This is a genomic window from Mesorhizobium humile, from assembly GCF_033977215.1.
In the GTDB taxonomy this organism is placed as follows: Bacteria; Pseudomonadota; Alphaproteobacteria; order Rhizobiales; family Rhizobiaceae; genus Mesorhizobium; species Mesorhizobium humile.
Genome location: NZ_JAVIIV010000036.1, coordinates 1 through 25,909 on the forward strand (window position 1 = coordinate 1; position 25,909 = coordinate 25,909).

At 63.8% G+C, this 25,909-nt stretch carries 23 protein-coding genes and 1 tRNA gene; 17 read left to right on the forward strand and 7 right to left on the reverse strand.

Features of this window, described 5'->3' with window-relative positions; genetic code table 11:
* Positions 1–151: 151 nt before the first annotated feature.
* Positions 152–1,720, reverse strand: a complete 1,569-nt coding sequence (locus tag RFM52_RS31045; protein ID WP_320297587.1) for a mannitol dehydrogenase family protein — start codon at positions 1,718–1,720, stop codon at positions 152–154.
* Positions 1,721–2,043: 323 nt separating this feature from the next.
* Between RFM52_RS31045 and uxaC the strand changes: the two genes are divergently transcribed.
* The 3 genes from uxaC (at position 2,044) to RFM52_RS31060 (ending at position 4,653) form a co-directional block, all read left to right on the forward strand.
* Complete coding sequence (gene uxaC / locus RFM52_RS31050) at positions 2,044–3,453, forward strand: glucuronate isomerase (protein WP_320297588.1); 1,410 nt, start codon at positions 2,044–2,046, stop codon at positions 3,451–3,453.
* 67 nt (positions 3,454–3,520) lie between these two features.
* Entirely contained in the window at positions 3,521–4,288 is a 768-nt protein-coding gene (kduD, locus tag RFM52_RS31055) for a 2-dehydro-3-deoxy-D-gluconate 5-dehydrogenase KduD (protein ID WP_320297589.1), read from the forward strand.
* 35 nt (positions 4,289–4,323) lie between these two features.
* Positions 4,324–4,653 (forward strand): cupin domain-containing protein, encoded by a 330-nt coding sequence (locus RFM52_RS31060; protein ID WP_320297590.1) that lies wholly within the window; start codon positions 4,324–4,326, stop codon positions 4,651–4,653.
* 50 nt (positions 4,654–4,703) lie between these two features.
* Here RFM52_RS31060 and RFM52_RS31065 read toward each other — a convergent pair whose 3' ends face one another.
* Positions 4,704–5,330, reverse strand: a complete 627-nt coding sequence (locus RFM52_RS31065; protein WP_320297591.1) for a LysE family translocator — start codon at positions 5,328–5,330, stop codon at positions 4,704–4,706.
* Between the two features lie 244 nt (positions 5,331–5,574).
* Here RFM52_RS31065 and recQ point away from each other — a divergent pair, with 244 nt between their 5' ends.
* The gene (recQ, locus tag RFM52_RS31070; RefSeq protein WP_320297592.1) at positions 5,575–7,410 is read left to right on the forward strand and encodes a DNA helicase RecQ; all 1,836 of its coding nucleotides are present in this window, start codon (positions 5,575–5,577) and stop codon (positions 7,408–7,410) included.
* 233 nt (positions 7,411–7,643) lie between these two features.
* The gene (locus RFM52_RS31075) at positions 7,644–9,131 is read left to right on the forward strand and encodes an HAL/PAL/TAL family ammonia-lyase (protein ID WP_320297593.1); all 1,488 of its coding nucleotides are present in this window, start codon (positions 7,644–7,646) and stop codon (positions 9,129–9,131) included.
* Between the two features lie 54 nt (positions 9,132–9,185).
* Here RFM52_RS31075 and RFM52_RS31080 read toward each other — a convergent pair whose 3' ends face one another.
* Positions 9,186–9,689 carry a hypothetical protein gene (locus RFM52_RS31080; RefSeq protein ID WP_320297594.1) on the reverse strand — a complete coding sequence of 168 codons (504 nt, stop codon included), beginning with the start codon at positions 9,687–9,689 and terminating at the stop codon, positions 9,186–9,188.
* A 734-nt stretch (positions 9,690–10,423) separates the two neighbouring features.
* Here RFM52_RS31080 and RFM52_RS31085 point away from each other — a divergent pair.
* A complete protein-coding gene (locus tag RFM52_RS31085) occupies positions 10,424–11,836 on the forward strand; it encodes an AlbA family DNA-binding domain-containing protein (RefSeq protein ID WP_320297595.1) in 1,413 nt (470 codons plus the stop codon).
* Between the two features lie 26 nt (positions 11,837–11,862).
* Here the strand turns inward: RFM52_RS31085 and RFM52_RS31090 are convergent, their stop codons facing one another.
* Positions 11,863–13,428 carry a TIR domain-containing protein gene (locus tag RFM52_RS31090; protein ID WP_320297596.1) on the reverse strand — a complete coding sequence of 522 codons (1,566 nt, stop codon included), beginning with the start codon at positions 13,426–13,428 and terminating at the stop codon, positions 11,863–11,865.
* A 406-nt stretch (positions 13,429–13,834) separates the two neighbouring features.
* On the opposite strand from RFM52_RS31090, the gene RFM52_RS31095 reads away from it, so the two are divergent.
* Complete coding sequence (locus RFM52_RS31095; protein WP_320297597.1) at positions 13,835–14,386, forward strand: hypothetical protein; 552 nt, start codon at positions 13,835–13,837, stop codon at positions 14,384–14,386.
* 169 nt (positions 14,387–14,555) lie between these two features.
* On the opposite strand, the gene RFM52_RS31100 is transcribed toward RFM52_RS31095, so the two are convergent.
* A tRNA-Ser gene (locus RFM52_RS31100) sits at positions 14,556–14,645 on the reverse strand.
* Between the two features lie 326 nt (positions 14,646–14,971).
* Here RFM52_RS31100 and RFM52_RS31105 point away from each other — a divergent pair.
* From RFM52_RS31105 to RFM52_RS31115, 3 genes are all read left to right on the forward strand, one after another.
* Positions 14,972–15,667: a 50S ribosomal protein L21 gene (locus RFM52_RS31105; protein WP_320297598.1), complete on the forward strand. Its 696-nt coding sequence runs from the start codon at positions 14,972–14,974 to the stop codon at positions 15,665–15,667.
* 100 nt (positions 15,668–15,767) lie between these two features.
* On the forward strand, positions 15,768–16,037 hold the full coding sequence (rpmA, locus tag RFM52_RS31110; protein WP_140801833.1) for a 50S ribosomal protein L27: 270 nt from the start codon (positions 15,768–15,770) through the stop codon (positions 16,035–16,037).
* A gap of 125 nt (positions 16,038–16,162) precedes the next feature.
* On the forward strand, positions 16,163–16,750 hold the full coding sequence (locus RFM52_RS31115; protein ID WP_320297599.1) for a GNAT family N-acetyltransferase: 588 nt from the start codon (positions 16,163–16,165) through the stop codon (positions 16,748–16,750).
* Positions 16,751–16,979: 229 nt separating this feature from the next.
* Here RFM52_RS31115 and RFM52_RS31120 read toward each other — a convergent pair whose 3' ends face one another.
* Entirely contained in the window at positions 16,980–17,843 is an 864-nt protein-coding gene (locus RFM52_RS31120) for an endonuclease/exonuclease/phosphatase family protein (RefSeq protein WP_320297600.1), read from the reverse strand.
* 162 nt (positions 17,844–18,005) lie between these two features.
* Here RFM52_RS31120 and obgE point away from each other — a divergent pair, with 162 nt between their 5' ends.
* From obgE to RFM52_RS31145, 5 genes are all read left to right on the forward strand, one after another.
* Positions 18,006–19,034: a GTPase ObgE gene (gene obgE, locus RFM52_RS31125; protein WP_320297601.1), complete on the forward strand. Its 1,029-nt coding sequence runs from the start codon at positions 18,006–18,008 to the stop codon at positions 19,032–19,034.
* 5 nt (positions 19,035–19,039) lie between these two features.
* On the forward strand, positions 19,040–20,179 hold the full coding sequence (gene proB / locus RFM52_RS31130; protein ID WP_320297602.1) for a glutamate 5-kinase: 1,140 nt from the start codon (positions 19,040–19,042) through the stop codon (positions 20,177–20,179).
* A gap of 34 nt (positions 20,180–20,213) precedes the next feature.
* Positions 20,214–21,500: a glutamate-5-semialdehyde dehydrogenase gene (locus tag RFM52_RS31135; RefSeq protein ID WP_320297603.1), complete on the forward strand. Its 1,287-nt coding sequence runs from the start codon at positions 20,214–20,216 to the stop codon at positions 21,498–21,500.
* A gap of 330 nt (positions 21,501–21,830) precedes the next feature.
* Positions 21,831–22,418 carry a nicotinate-nucleotide adenylyltransferase gene (locus RFM52_RS31140; RefSeq protein WP_320297643.1) on the forward strand — a complete coding sequence of 196 codons (588 nt, stop codon included), beginning with the start codon at positions 21,831–21,833 and terminating at the stop codon, positions 22,416–22,418.
* Between the two features lie 92 nt (positions 22,419–22,510).
* Positions 22,511–23,794: an MFS transporter gene (locus RFM52_RS31145; protein ID WP_320297604.1), complete on the forward strand. Its 1,284-nt coding sequence runs from the start codon at positions 22,511–22,513 to the stop codon at positions 23,792–23,794.
* A gap of 37 nt (positions 23,795–23,831) precedes the next feature.
* Here RFM52_RS31145 and RFM52_RS31150 read toward each other — a convergent pair whose 3' ends face one another.
* On the reverse strand, positions 23,832–24,683 hold the full coding sequence (locus RFM52_RS31150; protein ID WP_320297605.1) for a mechanosensitive ion channel family protein: 852 nt from the start codon (positions 24,681–24,683) through the stop codon (positions 23,832–23,834).
* Between the two features lie 243 nt (positions 24,684–24,926).
* Between RFM52_RS31150 and rsfS the strand changes: the two genes are divergently transcribed.
* Positions 24,927–25,304 (forward strand): ribosome silencing factor, encoded by a 378-nt coding sequence (gene rsfS / locus RFM52_RS31155; protein WP_140801823.1) that lies wholly within the window; start codon positions 24,927–24,929, stop codon positions 25,302–25,304.
* A 62-nt stretch (positions 25,305–25,366) separates the two neighbouring features.
* Positions 25,367–25,849, forward strand: a complete 483-nt coding sequence (rlmH, locus tag RFM52_RS31160; RefSeq protein ID WP_320297644.1) for a 23S rRNA (pseudouridine(1915)-N(3))-methyltransferase RlmH — start codon at positions 25,367–25,369, stop codon at positions 25,847–25,849.
* Positions 25,850–25,909 lie beyond the last annotated feature (60 nt).

Sequence of the window (25,909 nt, forward strand, 5' to 3'; positions counted from 1 at the left end):
CGGCATGGATCCTCGGGTCTGCGCGCGTCGCTTCGCTCCTTGCTCCGCCCGTGGATGACGACCGCGATAGGTGTCCCGGCCAATCGCCAAGGCATGGTATCTGCCAACGCACACCAGCCAACCGGTCAAAACTTCTGCGTTGAGGAACTAGCTACTCAGCCGGCCTTGGCGGTTCATTGCCAATGCCGAGCGCGGCGAATGCCACCTTTGGGCCGCCCTGCTTGAAATGGACGAGATGCGTGGCGACAAACTCGATCAATTTCCGGCGTTCCGGATGGCCCTTGGCGAAGCCGGCGAGATCGAACACGGCCGCCGTCATCTGAGCAGTCGGCAGGTTGCGGCTGAACAGGTCGGCCAGCGCGGCATCGAGCGGATCGGTGAAGTGGCCCTCGGGCAAAGTCTTGCCGCGCGCGGCGCAGGCGGCGATCCAGGCGGCGACAACCAGCGACAGATGCTCCGGCAGCAGACCCGCTTCGAACCTCGCAAGCGCGGAGGCGACGATGCGCTGCGGCAGTTTCTGGCTGCCGTCATTGGCGATCTGCGCGGTGCGGTGGGCGAGCGCGGTGTTGGAAAAGCGGTCGGCAAGCTCAGCCGTGTAGGGGATCGGATCGAGCCCGGCATCCTGCGGCAGCGTCGGAATGGCCTCGGCCCACAGCCAGTCCACGAACTGCCGTATCGACGGATCGGCAAAGGCGCGGTCGACTGTGGCGTGGCCGCTGAGCAGGCCGAGATAGGCGATGCCCGAATGCGCGCCGTTGAGCAACCTCAGCTTCATGTCCTCGAACGGGCCGACATCCTCGACCATGGTGACGCCGAACTTCTCCCAGGCCGGGCGTCCGGCGGGAAAGCGGTCCTCGATCACCCATTGCCGGAACGGCTCGGTCATCACCGGCCAGGCGTCCTCAAGGCCAAGTTGCTGCGCAACACGCGCCCGGTCCGCGTCCGTCGTTGCCGGCACGATGCGGTCGACCATGGAAGACGGGAAGGCCACGTCATCGGCGATATGGCGCGCGAGGTCGGCATCGCCCTGTCGGGCGAGCCGTGCATCATCCTGGCGGATAAGCCCGGCATCATCCTGGCGGATGAGCCGTGAATCCCGGAGCTTCGCATATTCGATCAGCAGGCGATGCAGCGTGGCACCGTTGGCAGGCAGGTTGTCGCAGCACAGGACCGTAAAGGCCGGCGTGCCGGCCGCCCGCCTGCGCGCCAGCGCCTCGGCGAGAAATCCATGCGCCGTCTTCGGCGATCCGGGGTTGGCGAGATCGTGGACGATATCGGGGTGCGCGCCGTCGAGCGTGCCGTCGGCCGCCCTGAGATAGGCTTTTTCGGTGATGGTCAGCGTAACGATGCGGGTACGCGGGTCGGTCAGCGCGGCGAGCACCGCGTCAGGGTTCTCCGGAGCGACGAGCAAGGACAGGATCGAGCCGACGACCTCAAGCTGCTCGCCGGCGCTGTCCCTGATCGCTAGCGTGTAGAGCCCGTCCTGCGGCGCGAGCGCATCGCGCGTGTCGGGGCTGCGCAGCGATACGCCGATGATGCCCCAATCGCTCTCGCCGGCCGCCAGGCAGGCATCGACATAGGCGGCCTGATGGGCACGGTGAAAGGCGCCGACGCCAAGATGCACGATGCCGGGGGTGATGCTGGCCCGATCATAGGCCGGCACCAAAACCTCGCTTGGCAAGGACGGCAGCGCGCTGTCGGAAAGGCGGCCGCGGGTCATGGCACCAAAACGGCTGAGGGGCTTCGGTGGAGCGGCATGTCGATGTCCCTTGCGGTGGAGCACACGCGGCGTATCACCTGTTCCCCACCGCCGCAAGAAGGCCGAGGCCTGCCGACCGCAAGAGGCGGCTTGCCGACCGCAAGAGGCGGCGGCTGGACGACCGCGTTGACATCATCGTTGGCCGACCGTACCGATACCGACCCTAAAGCGCGTCGCGCTGAAACGGACCTCGGCGAGGCGCTTCAGGTCTTTTTGCTGATGCAGGTCGTTGCTCGAACCGCCGCGCACCTCCGGCGACGTGCATTGGAGGAGCCGCCTTTTCGATGATCGCGCCGACCGATCCCGATCTGCTGTTTCCGCCCGAGGCGAATTCGCGCGCATTGGCCCGTGCCCTTTATGCCGGCGTGAAAGACCGGCCCATCGTCAGCCCGCATGGTCACACCGACCCGCGCTGGTACGCGCTCAACGAGCCGTTTCCAGATCCCGCACAACTGCTCATCGTGCCGGACCATTACATTTTCCGCATGCTGCTTAGTCAGGGCGTGCAGCTGGAAGAACTCGGCGTGGCGACGCTGGACGGGGCGCCTATCGAGACCGACGGCCGCGCGATCTGGCGGCGCTTCGCCGAGCATTACCACCTCTTCCGTGGCACGCCGACGCGGCTTTGGCTCGACCATGTGCTTGAGCATCTGTTCGGCATCGGCGAGCCGCTGACCGCAGCCAGCGCCGACCGCGCCTACGACACGATCGCCGCGCTGCTGCAGCGCGACGACTATCGTCCGCGGGTGCTGTTCGAGCGTTTCAACATCGAGGTGATCGCGACGACCGAAGGCGCGCTCGACGACCTCAAATGGCACCGGATGATCCGGGACAGCGGCTGGAAGGGTCGCGTCGTCACCACTTACCGTCCGGACGCCGTGGTCGATCCCGACTTCGAAGGGTTCTCGGCCAATCTGGACCGGCTGGGAGAGATCACCGGATGCGACACCGGCGCATGGGCCGGCTATCTCGATGCGCATCGCAAGCGCCGCGCCTATTTCAAGGAATTCGGGGCGACCTCATCCGATCACGGCCATCCGACCGCCGAGACCGCCAATCTCTCCGACGCGGCGGCACAGGAGCTGTTCAACCGCATCCGGCACGGCTCCGGCGACGAGCGCGAACGGCGGCTGTTTCGCGCCCAGATGCTGACCGAGATGGCCAAGATGAGCCGCGACGACGGCCTGGTGATGCAGATTCATCCGGGCTCCTGGCGCAATCATTCGCCTGCGGTCTTCCAGCGGTTCGGCCGCGACAAGGGCTTCGATATCCCGACCCGCACCGACTATGTGACGGCGCTGAAGCCGCTGCTCGACTGCGTTGGGCTGGAGCGCGACCTCACCGTTATCCTCTTCACGCTGGATGAGGCGAGCTATGCGCGCGAGCTGGCGCCGCTCGCCGGCGTCTATCCGGCGCTCAGGCTCGGTCCGGCCTGGTGGTTCCACGACAGCCCGGAAGGCATGCGCCGCTTCCGTGAGATGACCACGGAGACGGCCGGTTTCTACAACACCGTCGGCTTCAACGACGACACGCGGGCCTTTCCCTCGATTCCGGCGCGCCACGACGTCGCCCGCCGCGTCGACTGCGCCTTCCTGGCGCGGCTGGTGGGCGAGCATCGGCTGCGCGAGGACGAGGCGCATGAACTGGCCGGGGAGTTGGCCTACGCGCTTGCCAAGAAGGCCTATCGCCTGTGAAGGGGCGCCGCCACATGCGCGGAACGGCCGATCCCTGGATCGGCAGCGGGCGAAGGGCAGGGCGAGCTTGAACGATCTTTCCGCCTTCAGCCTCGCGGGCAAGCGCATCCTGGTCACCGGCGCCAACACCGGCATCGGGCAAGGTATCGCCGTGTCGGTCGCGCGCGCCGGCGGCCTAGTCGTCGGCGTCGGTCGTTCGGCCATGGATGACACGGCTGGGAAGGTCGCGGCGGAGGGGGGCAGCTTCGAGGCGGTCAAGGCCGATCTCGGCGATCCGGCCGAGGCCGCCGCCATGCTCGACCGGGTTTGGGACGACAGTGGCCCGCTCGACGGGCTCGTCAACAATGCCGGCATCATCCGGCGCGCCGATGCGGTGGAGCTCAGCGAAGCCGACTGGGACGAGGTGATGGACGTCAATCTGAAGACGGTCTTTCGCCTCTGCCAGGGTTTCGCAAGGCGGGTGCTGGCGGAGCCGGAACGGCGCGGCAAGATCGTCAACATAGGCTCGGTGCTGAGCTTCCAAGGCGGCATCCGTGTCGCCTCCTACACGGCCTCGAAGCACGGCGTGCTCGGCCTCACAAGGCTGCTCGCCTGCGAATGGGCGGCCAAAGGCATCAACGTCAACGGCATCGCGCCGGGCTATATCGAGACCAACAACACCGAAGCCTTACGTGCCGACCCCGATCGCAGCGCCGCCATCCTTGGGCGCATCCCGGCCGGGCGCTGGGGCCAGCCCACGGATATAGGCGACGCAGCCGTGTTCCTGTTGGCGCCGGCGTCGGACTATATGCATGGCGCGGTGGTGCCGGTCGATGGCGGCTGGCTGGCGCGATGACCGTTTCCTGCCAATGTCGAACGAAGGTTACTGCGATGAGCGATATCTTTTCCCACGCGGGCGAAAAAGCCTGGGAGCCGACGGCGGACGGCAACAGGCGGCGCGTGCTGGTGCACACCGATGAATTGATGATGGTTGAGTTCGCCTTCGAGAAGGGCGGCGTCGGGGCGCTGCATTCGCATCCGCATGTGCAGGCAAGCTATGTCGCCGAGGGCCGTTTCGAGGTCACCATCGACGGTCGATCGGAGGTCCTCGAAACGGGAAGCAGCTTCATCGTGCCATCCAATCTCGTGCATGGCGTCAAGGCGATGGAGGCAGGGCGGCTGGTCGACAGCTTTGCGCCTTGCCGGGCCGATTTCCTTTAGGGCATTTCGCCGGGTTTCGGGAAACGGTGAATTGCACTAGCTGAAACGTCTCAGCGCTGCTGCAGCGCCAGGCGTATGCCGAGCGCGCAATAGATGCCGCCGACCACCTTGCCCTGCCATTTCAGCACCGCCGGATTGCGGCGCAGGAAGGAACCCAGGCCGCCCGCGCTGACGGCGAAGACGACGGTGCTGAAGAGCCCGAGCAGGACAAAGATGATGCCGAGCGTCATCAGCTGCAGCGCCACGAAACCCTCTTGCGGGTGCACGAATTGCGGCAGGAAGGCCAGGAAGAACAGAGCAGTCTTCGGATTGAGCACTTCGGTCAGGATCGCCTGCCGGAAGGCCCGGCCCGCGGAAATGGGCAGCGTCCTGCCTGCCAGGTCGGCCGGCGCCTTTTCGACAATGGCGCGGATGCCGAGGTAAACGAGATAGGCCGCGCCGATATATTTGACGATGCTGAACAGCATCGCCGAGGCGGCGATGATGGCGGAGATGCCGATGATGGCCATGATGGTGTGGATCACGTCGCCCGCGGCGACGCCTGCGCCGGTGGCAATGCCGACCTTCGTGCCGGAGCTCGTCGCCCGAGCGACCGTGAGCAGTGTTGCCGGCCCCGGGATGAAGACAAAGCCGAGCACCACCGCAATGTAGGTGACGAGCGTGGCGGGGTCGATCATGCGAGGGTTCCTTCGGAGCGCGCCCGCCACCAGCAGCGGGCTGCATGGATCCATAGCACCTGGAATTCTCCAGCCGGTGTGCCAGCGATGGCTTTTCGATGACGACATCGGCGCGAGGCGAGAGCATTCCGCAAAGCGCGGTTGTGGCCGGATGACGGCTGCGCTACTTCAAAGCATCACATGGTGAATCATTGACCGGTCTTCATATCCTCCCGAAAACCACTATCCGTCAGGTGCCTACCTGATGCCGGCACAGACAGCTGGCCTGCGGGCCGAGGATCACAAGCGGCGCGTCCTGAAGGATGTGTTCGGCTTCGACGATTTTCGCCCCGGGCAGGCGAGCGTGATCGAGGCGTTGCTGGCCGGGCGCCATGTGCTGGCGGTCATGCCGACGGGCGCCGGCAAGTCGCTCTGCTATCAGGTGCCGGCGCTGGTCAAGGGCGGGCTGACCATCGTGGTTTCGCCGCTGGTGGCGCTGATGCAGGACCAGGTCGCCGCCTTGCGCCTTGCCGGCGTGGCCGCCGACACGATCAATTCCTCGCTCGACCGCGACGCCAATGTCGCGGCCTGGCGCCGTGTCGCGTCCGGGCAGACGCGGCTGCTCTACATGGCGCCGGAGCGGCTGATGACGGAGCGGATGCTCGAAGCCTTGTCGCGGCTCGATGTCGGCCTGATCGCCATCGACGAGGCGCATTGCATCTCGCAATGGGGCCCGGCCTTCCGACGCGAATATGAGGACCTGTCGCGGTTGCGCGGGTTGTTTCCGCAAGTCCCCATCATCGCGCTGACGGCGACGGCGGACGAGGCCACGCGGGCCGACATCGAAGCGCGGCTGTTCGCCGGGCGGGCCGAAACCCTGGTGCTGGGCTTCGACCGGCCCAACATCAAGCTGGCGATAGAGCCCAAGCAGGACAGCAAGCGCCAGCTGCTGCGTTTCATCGAGCGTCACCAGGGCAAGAGTGGCATCATCTATTGCCTGTCGCGCCGCAAGACGGAGGAAATGGCGGCCTTCCTGGAGAAGAACGGCGTGCACGCGCTCGCCTATCATGCCGGCATGAGCAAGGAGGCGCGCGAGGCCAACCAGAACGCGTTCATGAGCCTGTCGGGTGTCGTCATGGTGGCGACCATCGCTTTCGGCATGGGCATCGACAAGCCCGATGTCGCCTATGTCTTCCACACCGACCTGCCCGGCAGCCTGGAGGCGTATTACCAGGAGATCGGCCGCGCCGGACGCGACGGCCGGTCGGCGGAAGCGCATATGCTCTACGGTGCCGGCGACATCCGTACGCGCCGGATGTTCATCGACGACGAGGATACCGCACCCGAGCACAAAAGACGGGCGCATCGCCGGCTCGACACGCTGATCGGCTATTGCGAGACGGCGCAGTGCCGGCGCCAGGTGCTGCTCGGCTATTTCGGCGAGGAGGCGCAGGCCTGCGGCAATTGCGACAACTGCCTCGACCAGGCGCCGCGCGCCGATGGCAGCGCCGAGGCGCGCATCATCCTTTCGGCGGTCGCGCAGAGCGGCGAGCGCTTCGGCGCCGCCCATGTCATCGACATCCTGCTCGGCCATGAGACCGAAAAGGTGCTGGCCAGGGGCCATCAGAAGCTTACCAGCTTCAAGGCCGGCATCGTGCACAGGAAGCCGGTCTGGCTGTCGCTCGTCCGGCAACTTGTCGCCGGCGGCTTCCTGGTGCCGGATCCCGACGGCCATGGCGGTCTCGCCATCTCGGAAAGCGGCCGCGCGCTCGGCCGTGGCGAGGTTGCGTTCGAATATCGTGTCGAGGGCCGGGATCGTCTCGCGCGCGGCAGGAAGCGCGCCGCGCACGGCTCGGTCACGGATGGCGAGGGCGTCGATGCATCGCTTCTGGCAACGCTCAAGACGTTGCGGCTACGGCTCGCCAAGGAACGCCAAGTGCCGGCCTACGTGGTGTTCTCCGACCGCACCTTGATCGACATGGCCGAGCGCCGCCCGCAAGACCTCGACGACTTTGCCGAAGTGAACGGCGTCGGCGCCGCCAAGCTCAAGGAGTTCGGCGAGGTTTTCCTGAGCGCGATCGCGGCGCATCGCGCGGCTTAGGTCAGGCGCTGCCGCCGGGCTGCCGGGCTTTAGAGACAATTCCATGGCCGCGGTCACCGAACGCCGATCGGGGCGAGCCGAGTTGCATCAAGTTTTCACTTTTGTCCCGCCGCCGCGGCGAAATTCCGACAGGAGCCGTGCTCGAGAAGCTTTAGGTACGATGCTGCCGCCGGGGACTTGCCAACCGGCGCAAACCTTCGACAGCTATCAGCTCGCCCGGGTGGACTCCACGAATGACAATAATCATCGACAATGCCGCAAGCTGGCGCGACATCGTGCGCGTCGGCGACGGCGAAAACCTGGCGCTGACCGACGCCGCCTGGGATCGCATCGCGCACGCGAACCGCATCGTGACAAGCCTCGTCGAAAAGGGCATTCGAGCCTATGGCGTGAATACCGGGGTCGGCGCGCTGGCAAGCCAGGTGGTGGCGCCGGCACTGCAGGAAAAGCTGTCGCGCAACATCATTCTCAGTCACGCCTGCGGCGTCGGCGAACTGGTGCCCGAGCGCAGCATCCGCGCCGTCATTGCGGTGCAGGTGGCGAATTTCGCGCATGGCCATTCGGGAGTGCGGCCTCAGATCGTGCGCAACCTGCTCACCTTCCTCGAGCGCGGTTGCGTTCCGGATGTTCCGTCCCGCGGGTCGGCCGGATATCTGACGCACAACGCCCATATCGCGCTGGTGCTTATCGGCGAGGGCCGGGCGACTGTTGCCGGGCGCAGGATGAGCGGCCGTCAGGCGCTGGCCGAGATCGGCCTGGAGCCGCTGGTGCTGGGCGCCAAGGAAGGCTTGAGTCTCGTCAACGGCACGGCATGCGCCACCGGCCTGACAAGCATCGCGCTGGTTCGCGCCGAGCGTCTGCTCAATTGGGCCGATGCCGCGGCAGCGTTGACGCTGGAAGCCGCCGGCGGGCAGATGGCGGCCTTCGACGCAACGGTGCTGGCCATGAAGCCGTCGCCCGGCATTCAGGCGGTGGGTGCCGCACTGCGGCGCCTGCTCGACGGCAGTGGCCTGATCGCGGCCGCGCAGGGCAGCCGCACGCAGGACGCGCTCAGCCTGCGCGCGGTGCCGCATGTGCATGGCGCGGCGCGCGAGGTGCTGGAGCGTTCAGCACTTCTGGTTGACCGCGAACTGGCTTCGGTCACCGACAATCCCGCGGTGGCGGGTACGCCAGAGGAGCCTCAGGTGTTTTCGCAGGCGCATCCGGTCGCGGCCGCGCTCGGGCAGATCGCCGACGGCCTGACGATTGCGCTCGCGCAGGTCGCGGCCATGAGCGAACGCCGCATCGACCGCCTGGTCAATCCGCTGGTCAACAACCTGCCGGCCTTTCTAGCTGCCGAAGGCGGCTGCAATTCGGGTTTCATGATCGCCCAGTACACCGCCACGTCGCTCAGCAACGTCAACCGGCGCCTTGCCGCGCCGGCGGCGACGGATGGCGGCGTCACATCCGGCTTGCAGGAGGATTTCCTCGCCCACCCGACCGTGGCTGCCAACAAGCTGCTGGCCGTGATCGACAATGCCGAATACATCCTGGCGATCGAACTCATGGCAGCCGCGCAGGCGCATGATTTCCTGGCCGGCAAGGCCGCGCGGGCGCCGGGCACCGATGCGATCTATCGTGCCATCCGCCAGCGCGTCGCGCATTACAGCGACGACCGTCCGCTGTCCTGGGACATGGAAATTCTGCGCGACTTCATCCGCGAGGCGGATGTGGCGGGTTGATGGCGGATCGCCGGCTCAGCCCCATGCGAGGCAAAGGCCCGGGGCTCTGCCCTGTCAATGCCAAAGGCATATCTTGACGTCCTTCCCGACGTAGCACGCGCCTTCGCGGCGAAGGTCTTCCCACCTTTCGCCGCCGTGGGTCTCGTCGATCTCCGAGTTCGAATAGCCTGCCCAGGAATCACCGTCCTTATAGACAACGGCCCAGTAATCCTTGGACATTTCACCGGCCCCGCTATGCGGATCGGGATAGTCGATGCCGGCAAAAACCTGCTTGGGCCCCTGGATGTTGAAATCGCCACCCTTCTCGATTTGATAGGAGCATCTTCCGGATATGCGGGTCTGGCCCTCCACGACAAGCAGGCAACGGCCCCATTTGTAGTCGCTCGGCAGGCGATGCTTTGCAGCTTCCGCATGCGAAGGCGAAAGGGAAAACGCAATTGCAAGGACAGCCGCTATGGCTGGCCCGGCCGAAAGGCAATCCAAAAGCCGGCCGGACCCTGTTGGATTCCATCCAGAGCGCATGTCGAAGGCCTCCGCAGGATGATCGCCTGAGATCATATAGCATCGACCATGGCCGGATTTTTGTCACGCGACTGTGCGCTACTTCACGGCCGGAGCATGGATCGATCGAGACGCGTGGTTTTAAGCCCGAGATTCCGGCCCTCCTTCGCCAAAGCAATGGAGGGCACCCGCTTCGCGCGGAAGATTGCGCTGATCCCGCTAAGCTCGGAGAGCGAAGCATGATGGCGGAGAGGGAGGGATCCGACTCTTCGCCCGGAAGCCAAGGAAACCAAGGCTTCCAGCAAAACGATGTTCCACAGTTTGTTGCATAACGTAAATCGCCTCCTCGGCTGCGTTCCCCGAAAGAAATGTAGGTCGCTTGCGACCGCTTCAATAAGACCCACACCGTCGGCGATGTGATCCAGGTCTGGACCGGGCCGCGCGAGGGGTCTCCAAAGGAAGTCGAGATTCCTCATCCGGCCACGGTGCTCGGCGGGCGCACCCCGGTCGTGTACATTTCGGGAGGTGGCGGCTGCGTCGCGCCTAACCATGTAGCCGATTGGGTCTCTCCATGACCCACCCGCAGCAGACCGCCGAACCCATCTACTCCTATGCCCTCGACAAGGCGATCGCCATCATCGGCGAGCACATGCCGGCGCGCTCTTGCGCTGGTAAGCTGACGCGGATGCCAGCGGCGCGGAGGTTTTGCAGATAGCTGTAACTCGTCAGGCACCCCGAACGCCTCTATGTTGATCTCGCCGAAAGGCTGGTGATCAAGCTGGGTGATACGCATGTATGGCTACAATCCGTTCGGGAAGCAGATCGGGGAGTTGGAAGTTGGCGATCTCGCTGCTCTGCGCGATGTCCCTGAAGGCTGGTACGTTGAATACAAGCAGGAGATTCCAAACGGGAGGTCTATTGCCAAATCCCTGAGCGCTTTCGCGAACACCTATGGAGGCTGGCTATTCTACGGAATCAAGGAGACCGGCGACGGCCGCCGAGTTGCTGGAGAGTTCCCGGGGATTCCGGCGAAGGACGTTGCTGCCGCCGAACAGGCAATCCGGCAAGCTGCAAGCACCTTGGTGTCACCTTCTCCGACCTTTGAAACGAAAATTCTAAACGGCCCCGACGGAGAGCTGGGGATCGGAGCCGACCAATCTGTGATTGCAATTGGGATCCCTGCCGGGAACAACGCGCCCTATGTGCACGGCTCAGGCGTCATATATCGCAGGGTGGCAGACTCTTCAGAGCCGAGGCCCGAAACGGACCGTCACTTCCTGGATCTGCTGTGGCAGCGCGGCAAAGACAGGAGAAAAGCTTTTGATAAATTTATCCGCACCAAGCCCGGGCTGTCAGAGGCTGAGGGGGACATCAGCACGCTGCGTATCTGCTTTCTTCCTGACCCTTGGGATGAAAGGCAGATCGACTCCAAACTCGAATTCGAAGAATTCGCAACATTTATGAACAGCACCGACGACGGGGGCATTCCTTTCGACAACGTATTCCCGACAGGCAATGGGTTCATAGCTCGTCAGATACGGAACAACAACGCCACAGGGACGGTGTTCTCGTGGCGGTACCATTTCGATTGTGCAAGCGAAGTCACCCTTCCTCTAAACGCTGTACAAGTTGATGATGTCCGCGACGCTGCCAGTTTCCTTAGAGGCTATGAATTCAGCTCTGTCTATTTGAAGAAGTTCTCTGAGCACGACATGCGGCATTTCCATCTCGTCGATATCAGCCAACTATTTTCCATCATCCATGCCATTATGCGGCGAAAGAGGGCCTTGCTGTCGCGCGAGGGTATGGGCTGGCGCGTTTACTATAAGGTCCAACTCAGTAATTTTTGGCGCCGTGTCCCGTTTGTTGATTTGAAAGAGGTTGCCGATTTTGTAGCGACACATGGAGTTCCTATAGTTCAGGATCAGACTGCGTACATCCCCCTGGGGCGAGGACCCGGAAGTTGCACGGAAATCAAGCCCTATAATAACTCTGCGCTGGACGCGGATTCTGAGTTACAGGTTGACGCCACTATTATCTTCCTCAACGTGTGCAGGGCGCTCGGCTTGCCGCCTATTGCCTTTGGCCTCACAGGCAAGGAAGAGGAGGGAAAGGAACATACCTCACTCACGAGGCTGCTCAATCTGGGGCAGCGGGCTCAAGAGGTGACCATGCGGCGCGGCAAATCACAGGGAGACGGTTGAGCAGGGCATGGCCTTCCTCGTCGCGGTCAGACCTCTTTTTCTACCTTCGCCTCCTTGGACGTCGGTTCTGCCGCCTCTACTTCTCTCTCCACCTTGACTGCCTCGCGCGCCGCCTCTTCCGCCCTGTCCTCCGCTAGGCGTTTGGACAGCACATTGGCAATTTCTTGTAGCGGGCTCTCCATGTCGCCTGCTGGATTATAAGGCACTCCCCCATAGCGCTGCTCGTCTGAGAACATGCCTGGCCTCAGATCGGTGAACCGGACCGGAATTACAGCACCCTTGCCGAAGCGATCCCGAAAGTTGTCGCTCTCGAACTTCGTCCAGATTCTGGTGGGATAGGCCTGAGAGAGGAGCGGGACCACATAGGTGGCATCCGACCGATAGATGCGGCCAAGATATTCCTCCACGTCGCGTGCGACGATGTTATGTTGCTCGTTTTCGTCATAGAAAACCGCGATTTCCCGTTCCGTCAGAATGTCGAACAGCCGCTTTGCTATTGCTCTTTCGGCGCCAGCGAATGACAGGGCGAAATCATAGCTGCTTTTGAAAGTGCTTGCGGCGAAGCCAACATTTTTCGCGAAAGGCCGCCATACCAAATTGCGCAGAAAGAAGATGAACTTTGGATCCTCGACGCTCAGTACCCGGGTCGTGGGCTCGTAATGGAAGAGCGATCCGAACACGTCTGCCTTGTCCCGCAGAAGTGTCTCGAAGAATCCCTTCTCCAGCACTTGGCTGATACTGGCCTTGTGTTCCGGATGGGCCCGAAGCGCCTCCTGCAAATCCAACGACCAATCTTCACTTTGCGAGAGCCATCGCAGGATGTGCAAGTAGGGGGCGCGGCCCTCACGTCGGATCTTTGAGCCTTGAGCGAAGGAGATAGCGGCATTCATAAACTGGCGGCCCAAGTCCGTCATGATCCTCTCGACAACCACGTCCACCGAATAGTCGATCGCCTTGGTCTCGAGCTGGGTTTCCGTCACACCGGCTTCAATGCAGAGCGCATGGCAAAGTACTTGTGCGATGTGGAAGCTGCCCTGTGATCGCAACGCGATGGCTACCTTATCACGAAACCTGATGTTGAGGGCATCTTCGCCCTTTGAAATCAGCTCCTCAATCTTTTCGTCAGGGTTCGACTCAAGCTTGAAGATGTCGATACGCATGCCCAGGTCGTGAGCAATGTGTACGAGCTGATCGCCAGCTTTGTTGATGCCTAGCAGTATCAACTGCGAGTTTTCATCACCGCTGTCAGCAAGGAGTTTCATAAAGTCAGACAGACGCGCTTTAAGGCCGTCGTTCAGCCGGTGAAAGTCGTCGATCACCACCGTTCCAATCTTGTCGATTGTCGGCAAAGCATCGATCATTTCCAGGTCATTCGGTTTGCGGGCACTGAGGCTAAGAATATTCCCTGCTTTGCCTAACGCCTCGATGACCTTGGTTATTGTTGACGTTTTTCCAATGCCAGACGGTCCCTCCAGGACGACGCTTCGTCCCGGCGTTCTCACTGCCACCAGAATGGCATCATAACGAAGAGGCTCAACAAACGTATAAGTCGGAACGCCGGATAGTTTGAAAACTTCCTCTAATAGTGGCATTGCCTTCCCCCCTTTTCTGCCTCGTTTATAGCAGAGACTGTTGGAGGTGCTACTGCTAGAAGAACCTATGGGGACACGCCCGCCGCGTTGTCCTCCCGGCGGCATCACCCGTTCGCCAATTCAGATATGATCGCTGTTCAGATGTTGGCAACTCGGCTTTACACAGTGTGGCGGCTGGGGGCCAAAGAATTCGAAAGCCTAACAATTGCACAGTCTACAGTGGCCAGGACCCAAGCGCGTGCCCGGCCGCTCATCTGCATCGGCGACAACAGCGTCGAGCGCACGCTTCAGTGCCATTGTCGGTCTCCGTTCTGTCGACCGGCCAATGCTTGCCCGCAGCGCTCAGTCCAGTGCTGACGAATGTCCAAGCTACGGTTAGTAAAGATGGTACGCGAGGGATGCTGAGATGGCCGGACTAGGAATTCTTGACGACCGACTCCAGGGGCGTCTTTGGCACGCTCCCCATCCAGATCGTTTCCTGCAGGTATTGGACACTGGTGCCATCGTAGCCCACCCGGAAATTCCCCGCAGCAAGCTTTGGGGCGGCACGCCCCTAGTCAGGGCATTGGACGGCGTGAGCTTGTTCGAGTTCGCCAACTTCGATGTCGAAGAGTACGAACTCAAATACCCGTCGAGTAGCTGGGGATATTTCATTCCTCATCACCTGAACTGGGGTGTTGCGGTCTGGATCGAGATCGACAGGCAGTCCATTGCAGACACCTACAGGTCGCCCTCAAGCCTGCTGCAGCAATGGAAAGACGAGGAGCGACAGGCACAACGCATCATGCCGGGTATCGAAGCAGCATGCCTTGGGAATGTGCCGCTGGCAGCCTTTCGATCAGCCTTTGTGACTTGGGACAATGGCCGAGAGGTTCGCGATCTTAGCCTCGCAATTGCCGATCGGCAGCAGTTGCTTCAGTCCATTGAAGAGTGGCGGGCGCACGCTTCTCAAGCTTAACACGTGCGCCAGCACGTGCGTCTTGGGGGAGGCCGCAAGATCTGGGTTGTCGGCGTCGGTAAGCACGGAAACGCTCGGCCTAGCAGGCTAATAGACGGAACACTGGGAATTCTGGACGACCGTGGACGGGTGCTGGACGACCGTGAACGGTGGGGTGCGATTAGCAGGATGGCGGAGAGGGAGGGATTCGAACCCCCGATACCCTTGCGAGTATGCCGCATTTCGAGTGCGGTGCATTCGACCACTCTGCCACCTCTCCGCGAGGTCATGGTCGGCCGTTGCCGGCGCAGCGCGCTAGATAACGGCTGACCGCCGGAGTTACAAGGCCCTATTCGAGCGATTTCCCGCTTCCGCGAAAAGCGGTTGCGACGGGGCGGCCCGATATTTGCCGGCAACGCCGCCCGGCGCATCGCGATGGGCGGCGCGCTTGCCTTGACTCCGGCGCAACCTTCGGTTAGGGACAGCCCGCATTCGGCGTGGAAGCTCTTCCGCGCCGCTTGTTTTTTGAACCCGCAGACTGACAAAAAGACGGCCGAACCGCCCGAGGCTGTTCATCGAGGCCGACCGAACAGCGAAAGGCAAAAAATGTTCGCAGTCATCAAAACGGGCGGCAAGCAGTATCGCGTCGCCGCCAACGATCTCCTGAAGATCGAGAAACTCGAAGCCAAGGTCGGCGATATCGTCGAGATCGGCAATGTGCTCGCGCATGGCGAGGGCGAGAATGTCACCTTCGGCGCACCGTTCGTCGATGGCGCTCTGGTCACGGCGGAAGTCGTCGAGCAGGGCAAGAACCGCACTGTCATCGCCTTCAAGAAGCGCCGCCGCCAGAATTCGCGCCGCAAGATCGGCCATCGCCAGCTTCTGACCACCGTCCGGATCGCCGAGATCCTGCTGGGTGGCGCCAAGCCGTCGAAGAAGGCCGCCGCCAAGCCGGAAGCCAAGGCCGAGGCAAAGGCTGAAGTCGCCGCCGAGGCGAAGGCCGAGACGGCTCCGAAGGAGCCCAAGGCCAAGAAGGAAGCCAAGACCGAGGCTGCCGCCGGCGAAGAGGCAAAGGCCGCGCCGCTGTTCAAGGCGCCGAAGGGCGAGCCGGACGACCTGACCGTGATCAAGGGCATCGGCCCGGTCGCGGCCAAGGATCTCGCCGAGCAGGGCATCGTCACCTTCGCGCAGCTCGCCAAGCTCTCCGACAAGGATGTCGCCAAGATCGACGAGCACATGCCGTTCAGCGCCGACCAGATCAAGGACTGGCGCGAGCAGGCCAAGGAACTGGCGAAGAAGTAAGATGGCTCGGCGACAAACGTCGCCGGTGCGCACTTGAAACGGAACGCGAACGCGTTCATAAGACCATTCAAGCGCCTCAGGGCGCATCGGAGTTAGTCAAATGGCACACAAGAAAGCTGGCGGTTCGTCGCGCAACGGTCGCGATTCGCACTCCAAGCGTCTCGGCGTGAAGAAGTTCGGCGGCGAAGCCGTCATCGCCGGCAACATCATCATCCGTCAACGCGGCACGACCTGGCATCCGGGCACCAATGTCGGCATGGGCACGGACCACACCCTTTTTGCGCTCGAAGCCGGCGCGGTCACCTTCAACAAGAAAGCCAACGGCCGAACCTACGTATCGGTGAACCCGATTACCAAAGCAGCGGAGTAGCCGGTTCCGCACCATAACACCGGCGCCCATCTCGGGAACCGGTGTCTGGCCAGGCCAGGAAAAGGATCAGGAGAGATGGGCTTGCCCTCTCTCCTTTTTCATTTTTCTTGCCCTGGAGGACTAAAATGGTTGCCGAAGCGGAAGATACCGAAGACGAAAGTTACGCGATCGATTGCCCGGTGCTGGCAACCGAGCGGCTGGTGATGCGCGCCCCGCGCGAGAGCGATCTCGAGCAACTCGTCACGCTTGCCGACAACCGCCATGTCGCCGAAATGTTGGCCCGCATGCCGCATCCCTATGGTGAAGCGGAAGCGCGCACCTTCCTCGCCATGGCCGCATCGCGCCGCGCCGGCATCGTCTATGCGCTGACCCTCGCCGGCACCGGCACCTTCGTCGGCTGCGCCGGGCTCAACACCACCGATCGCGGGCTGGAGCTCGGCTACTGGATCGGCGAGCCCTACTGGAAGCGCGGCTATGCCACCGAGGCCGCGCATGCGCTGGTCGACCTCGCCTTCCAGAACACCTCGATCCAGGTGCTGCACGCCTCGACCAGGGTGATCAATCCGGCCTCGCGCCGGGTCATCCACAAATGCGGCTTCCAGTATGCCGGCCAGGGCATGCTGAACTCGATCGTCGCCGGCCAGGTGCCGGTCGAGCGTTATCGCCTGGATCGCAAGACGTGGACGAGCCTCCGCAACTGGGTCCACTTCTGAGATGGGCCGATATTCAGGTGATGCCGGCCTGCGAGTGGCGGCTTCCTGCGCTTCCGGTGCTCACGTGCTTCAAGCACGCTCCGCTCCGGCCTTCGCCGGCCGAAGCCCTCATAAGGGTCTCCGCTCCATGAAGGCTACGGCCGGCGTAGGCCGGTTCTCGGAAGCCACCACTCTCGGCTCGGCCTGACCTGAATCTCAACCCATCTTGGGCGCACTTGATAGATTGCGCTCAGCTCAGTTCGGCCCAGAGCGGCAGATGGTCGGAGCCGACGGCGTCGCGATCGGACCACAGGCGCTTCAGCGATCTGGCGAGCGAGGCGCTGGTGAAGATGTAGTCGATGCATTTGTGGCGGCTTTGGTCTTTGGGCCGCTCGGGATCGACCCAGGTGACGAGGTCGGCGACGGCAAGACGCTGGGCGACGTCGACGGCGAGATCGGCGGTCAGCGGCATGCCGAATTCATGATCCGGACGACCGGCGAGTTCGACATATTCGGCGGAGCCCGGCAGCATGTTGAAGTCGCCCATGACGATGAAGGCTTCCGGATAGGGCAGGTCCGGCAGGCCGATCTCGGGAATGCCGGACAGGCCGCCGCCTTCCAGCGCATAGTTCAGGAGGCGCTGGCGCAGGAAGCGGATCTGGCTCTGGCGCTCGACCGGGCTGCGATGGTCGAGATGGGTGGAATAGAAGCGAATGAAGCCGAGCGGCGTTTCGATCAGCGCCTCCAATGCGCCGCGTTGGAAGTTCATGGCCTCGAGGCTGCGGCTGCGCGGCAAAAGGAGATTGCGCGACAGATGAATGGGCGTCTTCGACAGCACCATGTTGCCGAGCTGGAAGGAGGTCGAGATGGCGCGGCCGTTCTCCAGGCGCGAGCCGATATTGACCTCGAAATTGCTGCCATAGGCGGCAAAATAATCGGGCAGCGCCTCGCTGATCTCGGCCACCATGTCGCGGTCGCCGTTGCGCGGGTTGTTTCGGGTCACTTCCTGCAGCGCGATCACATCGGCGCCGCGCACGGCATCGGCAATGCGGCCGACATCGTATCTGCCATCAAGGCCGATACCATATTGGATGTTGTAGGAAACGATCTTCACACCCGCGCGCCCTCCAGCACTCCCGCAACAGTGCTACCGCGTCCTTGGCAAAAGGGCATCCGGCGCTTTAGTCGCAAATCGGCCTCGCCCTAGGCTCCGCCTTGGTTTAAGGCATGCCTTAGAGCAAGCGCTCATGGACATCAGCAGAAACTTGAAACGACGATGAAATTCCTCGACCAGGCCAAGGTTTACATACGTTCCGGCGACGGCGGCGCCGGATCCACGTCGTTTCGTCGCGAGAAATTCATCGAGTTCGGCGGTCCGGATGGCGGCGACGGCGGCCGCGGCGGCGATGTCTGGGTGGAAGCGGTCGACGGGCTGAACACGCTGATCGACTATCGCTACCAGCAGCATTTCAAGGCCAAGACCGGCACGCACGGCATGGGCCGCAACATGACGGGCGCCAAGGGCGCCGACGTGACGCTGAAAGTGCCGGCGGGCACGCAGGTGTTTGGCGAGGACAATGAGACGCTGATCTGCGACTTGACGGTCGTCGGCCAGCGCTTCCTGCTCGCCAAGGGCGGCAATGGCGGCTTTGGCAACCAGCATTTCAAGACCTCGACCAACCAGGCGCCGCGGCGCGCCAATCCCGGCCTGCCGGGCGAGGAGCTGAGCATCTGGCTCCGGCTCAAGCTGATCGCCGACGCAGGCCTGGTCGGGATGCCCAATGCCGGCAAATCGACCTTCCTTGCCGCCGTCACCGCCGCCAAGCCGAAGATCGCCGACTATCCGTTCACCACGCTCTATCCCGGCCTCGGCGTCGCCCGCATCGATGGCCGCGAATTCGTGCTGGCGGATATTCCCGGCCTGATCGAGGGCGCGCATGAAGGGGTGGGCATCGGCGACCGTTTCCTCGGCCATGTCGAGCGCACCCGGGTGCTGCTCCACCTCGTCTCGGCGCAGGAAGAAAGCCCTGGCAAGGCCTACAAGACGGTGCGCGCCGAGCTCGAAGCCTATGGCCATGGGTTGACCGACAAGGTCGAGATCGTGGCGCTGTCCCAGGTCGACATCCTCGACGCGGACGCCCGCAAGAAGAAGGTGGCTTCGCTGAAGCGGGCCGCCGGCCGCGCGCCGTTGCTTGTCTCGGCCGTCACCGGCGAAGGCGTCGAGGCGGTGCTGCGCGCGCTGATGGCGGTGGTCGCCGAGTCGCGCGATGCCGTTCCGGCTCCCGTCGACACGCGCTGGCGATAAGACCCATGAAATCGCTGAAATCATACCGGCGCATCACCGTGAAGATCGGTTCGGCGCTGCTCGTCGACCGCGCGACGGGCCTGAAACGCGACTGGCTGAGCTCGCTTGCCGACGACATCGCGGTGCTTGCCGATGCCGGCGCCGAGGTGCTCGTCGTCTCCTCGGGCGCGATCGCGCTGGGGCGCACCATTCTCGGCCTCGGCAAGCGCGCGCTGAAGCTCGAGGAGAGCCAGGCTGCCGCCGCCGTCGGCCAGATCGCGCTCGCCGGCGCCTGGTCGGACGCGCTCGGCAAGGACGGGCTTAAATCGGGCCAGATTCTTTTGACCCTCGGCGACACCGAGGAGCGCCGCCGCTACCTCAACGCGCGCGCGACCATCTCGACGCTGCTCAAGATGAGGGCGGTGCCGGTCATCAACGAGAACGACACGGTGGCGACGTCGGAAATCCGCTATGGCGACAACGACCGGCTGGCCGCGCGCGTGGCGACCATGATGGGCGCCGATCTGCTGGTTCTGCTCTCCGACATCGACGGGCTCTACACGGCGCCGCCGGCCAGGGATCCGCAAGCGAAGTTCATACCCGTCGTCGACCGCATCACGCCGGACATCGAGGCGATGGCGGGGGCGGCGGCTTCCGAGCTGTCGCGCGGCGGCATGCGCACCAAGCTCGATGCCGGCAAGATCGCCAACGCCGCCGGCACCGCGATGATCATCACGTCCGGCACCAGGTTGTCGCCGCTGATGGCGATCGAGCGCGGCGAGCGCGCCACCTTTTTCAAGCCGAGCGCCAATCCGGTGAAGGGCTACAAGACCTGGATCGCCGGGCAATTGGAACCGGCGGGCCGGCTCACCGTCGACGCCGGCGCCATAGGCGCGCTGAAATCGGGCAAGTCGCTGCTGCCGGCCGGCGTGAAACTCGTCAGCGGCAATTTTGCGCGCGGCGACACGGTGGCGATCCTGTCGCCCGAGGGCCGCGAGATCGCGCGCGGGCTGGTTGCCTACGATGCCGCCGATGCCGTAAGGATCGCGGGTTTGAAGACGGCCGAGATCGAAAATGTGCTCGGCTACGAGGCGCGCTCGGCGATGATCCATCGCGACGACCTTGTGGTAAGTGTCAGCGGCGACCAAGTATTGGCCGACGACTAGAAGATCGGCCGACGACCAAGCGGAGGGATGAACCATGCTGAAGCTGCATGAAAAATCCGGCGAAGACACTGTGGCGCTGATGGCCGATATCGGCCGCCGCGCCCGCGCCGCCGCCCGACCGTTGGCCGTCGCTTCCACCAAGGCCAAGAACGCGGCGCTTGTCGCCATGGCCGATGCCATCCTGCGCAACGAGCAGGCGATCCTCGACGCCAATGCCATCGACATGTCTAATGGCGAGGAAGCCGGGCTGTCCGGTTCCTTCATGGATCGCCTGAAGCTGACCCCCTCGCGCATCAAGGCGATGGCCGAGGGCATTCGCGAGATCGGCGCGCTCAAGGATCCGGTCGGCGACGTCATCGCCGAATGGGAACGGCCGAACGGGCTGCACATCGAGCGCGTGCGCACGCCGCTCGGCGTCATCGGCGTCATCTATGAAAGCCGCCCCAACGTGACGGCGGACGCCGGCGCGCTTTGCCTCAAGGCCGGCAATCCGGTGATCCTGCGCGGCGGCTCGGATTCGCTCAATTCGTCGTCCGCAATCCACGCCTGCATGGTCGAAGGGCTGAAGGTGGCCGGCCTGCCGCAGGATGCCATCCAGCTTGTGCCGACCGCCGACCGCGCCGCCGTCGGCGAGATGCTCAAAGGCTTGAGCGGCAATCTCGATGTCATTATCCCGCGCGGCGGCAAAAGTCTGGTCGGGCGCGTGCAAAGCGAGGCGCGGGTGCCGGTCTTCGCACATCTGGAAGGCATCTGCCATCTCTACATCGACCGCTCGGCCAAGCTCGACATGGCCGTCAAGATCGCCGTCAACGCCAAGATGCGGCGCACCGGCGTGTGCGGTGCCGCCGAGACCTTGCTGGTCGACCGCGCGGTGGTCTCCACGCATCTGGTGCCGATCCTGGAAGCGCTACGCGCCGCCGGCTGCGAGATCCATGCCGACGCCGAGGTGATCAGGGCTTTCGCCGACGCCAGCCCGGCGACCGACGCCGACTGGGTGACGGAGTATCTCGACGCCATCATCGCGGTGAAGCTGGTCGACGATGTCGCCGGGGCGATCGAGCATATCGAGACCTTCTCGTCGCACCACACCGAGGCGATCGTCGCCGAGGATGCGCAAGCGGTCGAAAAATTCTTCAACGAGATCGACTCGGCGATCCTCCTGCACAACGCATCGACGCAGTTCGCCGATGGCGGCGAGTTCGGCATGGGCGCGGAGATCGGCATCGCCACCGGCAAGATGCATGCGCGCGGACCGGTCGGCGTCGAGCAGTTGACCTCGTTCAAATACCGCGTGCGCGGGTCGGGGCAGGTGAGGCCTTGACGCTTGTTGCCGTAAGGGGTTGAAGCTTGCGCCCAGGCCCCCCTCTCTGGCCTGCCGGCCCCGGCCCTTCGCTATCGCTGCGGGCGTTCGTCATTCGGAAAGCCAAGCAATTGGCTTCCCGTCCGCTTTGCGGACCACTCCTCACCCCCCTCAAGGGGGGAGATTGGCTGTTTCGCCGACGGTCCTCTGCTTGCAACGTCGGCGATTGGCGAAAGCATAGGCGCCATCTGATCTCCCCCCTTGTGGGGGAGATGGCCGGCAGGGCAGAGAGGGGGGCCTAGCACAATGCTCTCCCTTTCCGAGCCCGTCGTTCCTTCGCGCTACTTTCGCATGCCGCACGCCGCCAAGGGGCTGACGGTCGGGCTGTTCGGCGGCTCGTTCAACCCGCCGCATGCCGGTCATGCGCTGGTCGCCGAGATAGCGCTGAGAAGGCTGGCGCTCGACCAGCTGTGGTGGATGGTGACGCCCGGCAATCCGTTGAAAAGCGTGCGGGAACTGGCGCCGCTCGCCGAGCGCATCGAGCTGTCCGAAAAGATCGCCAGGAACCCCAAGATCAAGGTCACCGCCTTCGAGGCGGCGCGGCACGTTCGCTACACCGCCGACACGCTGGCCCTGGTCAAGGCGCGCAACCCGGGTGTCGATTTCGTCTGGATCATGGGCGCGGATAGTTTGCGCGACTTCCACCGCTGGCAGCGCTGGCGCGAGATCGTGCTGACCTTCCCGATTGCGGTCATCGACCGCCCGGGCGCCACGCTCTCCTTCCTGTCGTCGGTGGTCGCCAAGACCTTCGACTATGCCCGCGTCGACGAGGGCGACGCGCCGCTGCTTGCCCGCATGCAGGCGCCGGCCTGGACCTTCATCCACGGCCCGCGCTCCTCGCTCTCCTCCACCGCGATCCGCAAGGCGGCGAAGGGGTAGAGCTTCTCCCTTCTCCCCCTGTGGGGGAAGGGAAGTCCGGCCATGTCGCTTTTACGGCGGCTTTTTGCCTGCACGTGCGCCAAGCTGCCAGCATGCTGCAGCAGAACCGAACCGCGAACGATCCGGGCCGCGCCGCGCAATCGGCGCCGCTGATTGCCATTGCCAGCGTCATCGTGTCGATGGCGCTGATCGCGATCGGCAACGGGCTGATGTTCGCCTATATCCCGGTGCGCCTCGGCGCCGACGGTTTCGACCCGACCTGGGCCGGGCTGATCGTCACCGGGCTTTCGGCCGGCGGGCTGGCCGGCTGCATCCTGACCGGGCCGCTCGTCAAGCGCGTGGGCCACGCCCGCGCCTTCATGGTGCTTTCGGCGCTGATCGCGCTCTCCAATGCCGCGATCGGCGCCGGGCCGACCCCGCTTTTGTGGATCGCCGCGCGGGCCCTTTACGGCTTTGCCATCTGCGGGCTGTTCATCGTCGCGCAGAGCTGGCTCAACGACGCCTTGCCGAACTCGATCCGCGGCCGGGTGATGGCGGTGTTCTATGTCGCCTACATCGCCGGGCTGGGCGTGGGTTATGCCACGCTCGCCGTCGTCGACATCCACACGGCCGCCGCATCGCTGATCGGCATCACCTTCACCGCGCTCTCCATCCTGCCGGTCGGCATGACCAGGCTTGCCCAGCCGCCGGCCCCGCAGGCCGCGTCGGTGGCGCTTCGCCGCGCCTGGCGAATCTCGCCGGTCGGCGTCGCCGGCATGCTGGCGGTCGGCGGCCTGTCGATGATCGTTTCCGGTTTTGCGCCGATCCACGCCACCGCCAAGGGCTACAGCCAGGCCGACGTGGCGCTGCTGTTGTCGGCGATGCCGGTCGGCACGCTGATCCTGCAGATACCGCTCGGCTGGATTTCGGACCGCACCGACCGGCGCTACGTGCTGGCGGGCGCAGCGGCGCTCGCGACCGTCGCCAGTGTTTTAGCCATCGCCTTCGACGGCGGCGCGCTGATGGTGCTGGTGGTGATCTATCTCATCTGGGACGGGGCGTCGGAATCGATCTACGCGCTCTCCAGCGCGCATGCCGCTGACCGCGCCGGCAAGGACGAGCTTCTGGCGCTGTCGAGCTCGATGCTGTTTGCCTGGTCCCTGGCCGGCTTCATCGTGCCAGGCATCGTGACGGCGCTTTCCGTCGTCTTCGGCACCGCGACCTTCATCTATGTCGGCATTGTCATCGCGTCGGCCTTCTGCCTGTTCGTGCTGTGGCGCGTGACGGCGGGCCGGCCGACGCCCGCAGCCCCGAGCAGCAGTTTCGCGCCGATGTCGGCGCAGACACCGCTACCGGTGGAGCTTGCCTTCGCGCCGGACGAGCCCGCTTCCCAGTGAAGATTTGGCAAGTGAAGAATCGGCAAGTGAAGAGCCGCTACTGCTTGCGCGCCTCCGGCGCCGGCATTTCCGGCGGCGGCAGCGGGATCGAGATGCCTTCGCTGTCGAAAGCCTGCTTGGCGCGCTTGGTCGTGTCGATCTGGGTGGCGAAATAGTCGGCGGCCGACGTCCAGTAGCGCAAGGTGAGCGAAACGGTGGCGTCGCCGAGACTGGCCACGAAGGCGATCGGCGCCGGTTCGCGGCGAATGCGCTTTTCGGCGCCGGCAATGGCAAGCAGCGTCTTTTGTGCGCGGTCGATGTCGTTCCACGAGCCGATGCTCAAGCTCACATCGGTGCGCCGCACGCCGTTGCGGGTGAAATTGCGCACCGGCTGGTTCCACAGCGTCGAGTTGGGCGCCAGCACATAGACGCCGTCGACGGAGCGCAGCTTGGTGGCAAAGAGCCCGATCTCCTCGATGGTGCCGGCGATCGAGCCGACCTCGACATATTCGCCGATGCGGAAGGGCCTGAGCGCCAGAAGCATGATGCCGGCGGCGATGTTCTGCAGCGTGCCTTGGAGAGCCAGCCCGATGGCGAGGCCGATGGCGCCTATAGCCGCTATGATGGAGGCGGTCTGCACCCCGAACTGGCCGAGCACCATGATGGTGACCAGGATCAGGATGGCGTAGCGGACGATCTTGGAGAAGAAGTGACGCAGGGTCGCGTCGAAGCCGTGGATATGGCCGAGGCCGGCGGAAATCGAGCGCTCGGCGAGACCGGCGACGAAGTAACCGACAACCAGCAGGATGATGGCGCCGATGGCCGAGAAGGAATAGGAAACGATCAGCGTGCTCAGCTGCGCGAGCCCGGCCTGGATGGTGATGAGGGCGCTTTGCGGGTCGGTTGGCATGAATGAAGTCCCCATTTGGTCAATGAGCCGATAACCCATGCAAAGCGCAAAGGGTTCCGATTTTTCGGAACGACGGAACCTGCGGAGGGAAGCCGCGTTGGCGCGGGCAGGGCGCGCCCGTCTTGAAACTGCAATGGAACTCTGCCTATCTAAGTGGTGTCACCTGATTTGCATGGTGATTTGGTTGTTCTTGTTGGGAAAGGAAACACACTGAGAACAGCACTGCGGAAGAAGGCTGACGTCATGCCTTCGCCGGCCGGGATCAGCGGCAACGCCGCCGCGACCCTCGCCATCGACACAGTCCTTGCCAGTCTGGAAGACTCCAAGGCCGAAAATATCGTCTCAATCGACATCCAGGGAAAATCGAGCCTCGGCGACTATATGGTCATCGCCTCCGGCCGATCGCACCGTCATGTCTCGGCTGTCGCCGATCATCTCCTCAAGGCGCTGAAGGATGCCGGCCTCGGCACGGCGCGCGTCGAGGGGCTGGCTGGCGCCGACTGGGTCCTGATCGATTCGGGCGACATCATCGTCCATGTCTTCCGCCCCGAAGTCCGCGAATTCTACAATCTCGAAAAGATGTGGCAGGCGCCGGACCTCGAGGAAGAGACCTTGCACTGAGCCTTGATCCGCGTGCCGTGAACCGTCACGGTATGCGCCAGGACAAGCTCGCCGGGGCGAGGATGAAGATCACCGTTCATGCCGTGGGCCGGATGAAGACCGGCCCCGAGAGAGAACTCGCCGACCGCTATTTCGAGCGCTTCGCCAGGAGCGGGCCCGCGGTCGGGCTGGAATTTGCCGGCATTGTAGAAATCCCCGAAAGCCGCGGACAAAGCGCCGACGAGCGCCGCCGCGAGGAAGCCCAGAAGCTGCAGGCGCAGTTGCAGCCGGGCAGCGTTCTCATCCTGCTCGACGAACGCGGCAAGTCGGTCTCCTCGGAGGACCTGGCCGCCCGCATCGGCCAATTGCGCGACAGTGGTCGCAAGGCACTGGTCGTGGCAATCGGCGGCGCCGACGGCCACGACAGGTCCTTGCGCGAGCAGGCTGACCTGGTGCTGTCATTCGGCGCGCTAACCTGGCCGCACCAGCTGGTGCGCGTGATGCTGGGCGAGCAGCTCTATCGGATCTCGACCATCCTTTCCGGCCATCCGTATCATCGATCGTGAATAACGGTAGCGACCGAAAAGCTGGGGATTGCCGGCTTGCACCAGGATTTCCGCCCCAAT

Coding starts and splice junctions, on each gene's coding strand:
- RFM52_RS31045 (WP_320297587.1), bottom strand. CDS start 1,720: ATGACCCGCGGCCGCCTTTCCGACAGCGCGCTGCCGTCCTTGCCAAGC.
- uxaC (WP_320297588.1), top strand. CDS start 2,044: ATGATCGCGCCGACCGATCCCGATCTGCTGTTTCCGCCCGAGGCGAAT.
- RFM52_RS31060 (WP_320297590.1), top strand. CDS start 4,324: ATGAGCGATATCTTTTCCCACGCGGGCGAAAAAGCCTGGGAGCCGACG.
- RFM52_RS31065 (WP_320297591.1), bottom strand. CDS start 5,330: ATGATCGACCCCGCCACGCTCGTCACCTACATTGCGGTGGTGCTCGGC.
- recQ (WP_320297592.1), top strand. CDS start 5,575: ATGCCGGCACAGACAGCTGGCCTGCGGGCCGAGGATCACAAGCGGCGC.
- RFM52_RS31075 (WP_320297593.1), top strand. CDS start 7,644: ATGACAATAATCATCGACAATGCCGCAAGCTGGCGCGACATCGTGCGC.
- RFM52_RS31080 (WP_320297594.1), bottom strand. CDS start 9,689: ATGATCTCAGGCGATCATCCTGCGGAGGCCTTCGACATGCGCTCTGGA.
- RFM52_RS31085 (WP_320297595.1), top strand. CDS start 10,424: ATGTATGGCTACAATCCGTTCGGGAAGCAGATCGGGGAGTTGGAAGTT.
- RFM52_RS31090 (WP_320297596.1), bottom strand. CDS start 13,428: ATGCCACTATTAGAGGAAGTTTTCAAACTATCCGGCGTTCCGACTTAT.
- RFM52_RS31095 (WP_320297597.1), top strand. CDS start 13,835: ATGGCCGGACTAGGAATTCTTGACGACCGACTCCAGGGGCGTCTTTGG.
- RFM52_RS31105 (WP_320297598.1), top strand. CDS start 14,972: ATGTTCGCAGTCATCAAAACGGGCGGCAAGCAGTATCGCGTCGCCGCC.
- rpmA (WP_140801833.1), top strand. CDS start 15,768: ATGGCACACAAGAAAGCTGGCGGTTCGTCGCGCAACGGTCGCGATTCG.
- RFM52_RS31115 (WP_320297599.1), top strand. CDS start 16,163: ATGGTTGCCGAAGCGGAAGATACCGAAGACGAAAGTTACGCGATCGAT.
- obgE (WP_320297601.1), top strand. CDS start 18,006: ATGAAATTCCTCGACCAGGCCAAGGTTTACATACGTTCCGGCGACGGC.
- proB (WP_320297602.1), top strand. CDS start 19,040: ATGAAATCGCTGAAATCATACCGGCGCATCACCGTGAAGATCGGTTCG.
- RFM52_RS31135 (WP_320297603.1), top strand. CDS start 20,214: ATGCTGAAGCTGCATGAAAAATCCGGCGAAGACACTGTGGCGCTGATG.
- RFM52_RS31140 (WP_320297643.1), top strand. CDS start 21,831: ATGCCGCACGCCGCCAAGGGGCTGACGGTCGGGCTGTTCGGCGGCTCG.
- RFM52_RS31145 (WP_320297604.1), top strand. CDS start 22,511: ATGCTGCAGCAGAACCGAACCGCGAACGATCCGGGCCGCGCCGCGCAA.
- RFM52_RS31150 (WP_320297605.1), bottom strand. CDS start 24,683: ATGCCAACCGACCCGCAAAGCGCCCTCATCACCATCCAGGCCGGGCTC.
- rsfS (WP_140801823.1), top strand. CDS start 24,927: ATGCCTTCGCCGGCCGGGATCAGCGGCAACGCCGCCGCGACCCTCGCC.
- rlmH (WP_320297644.1), top strand. CDS start 25,367: ATGAAGATCACCGTTCATGCCGTGGGCCGGATGAAGACCGGCCCCGAG.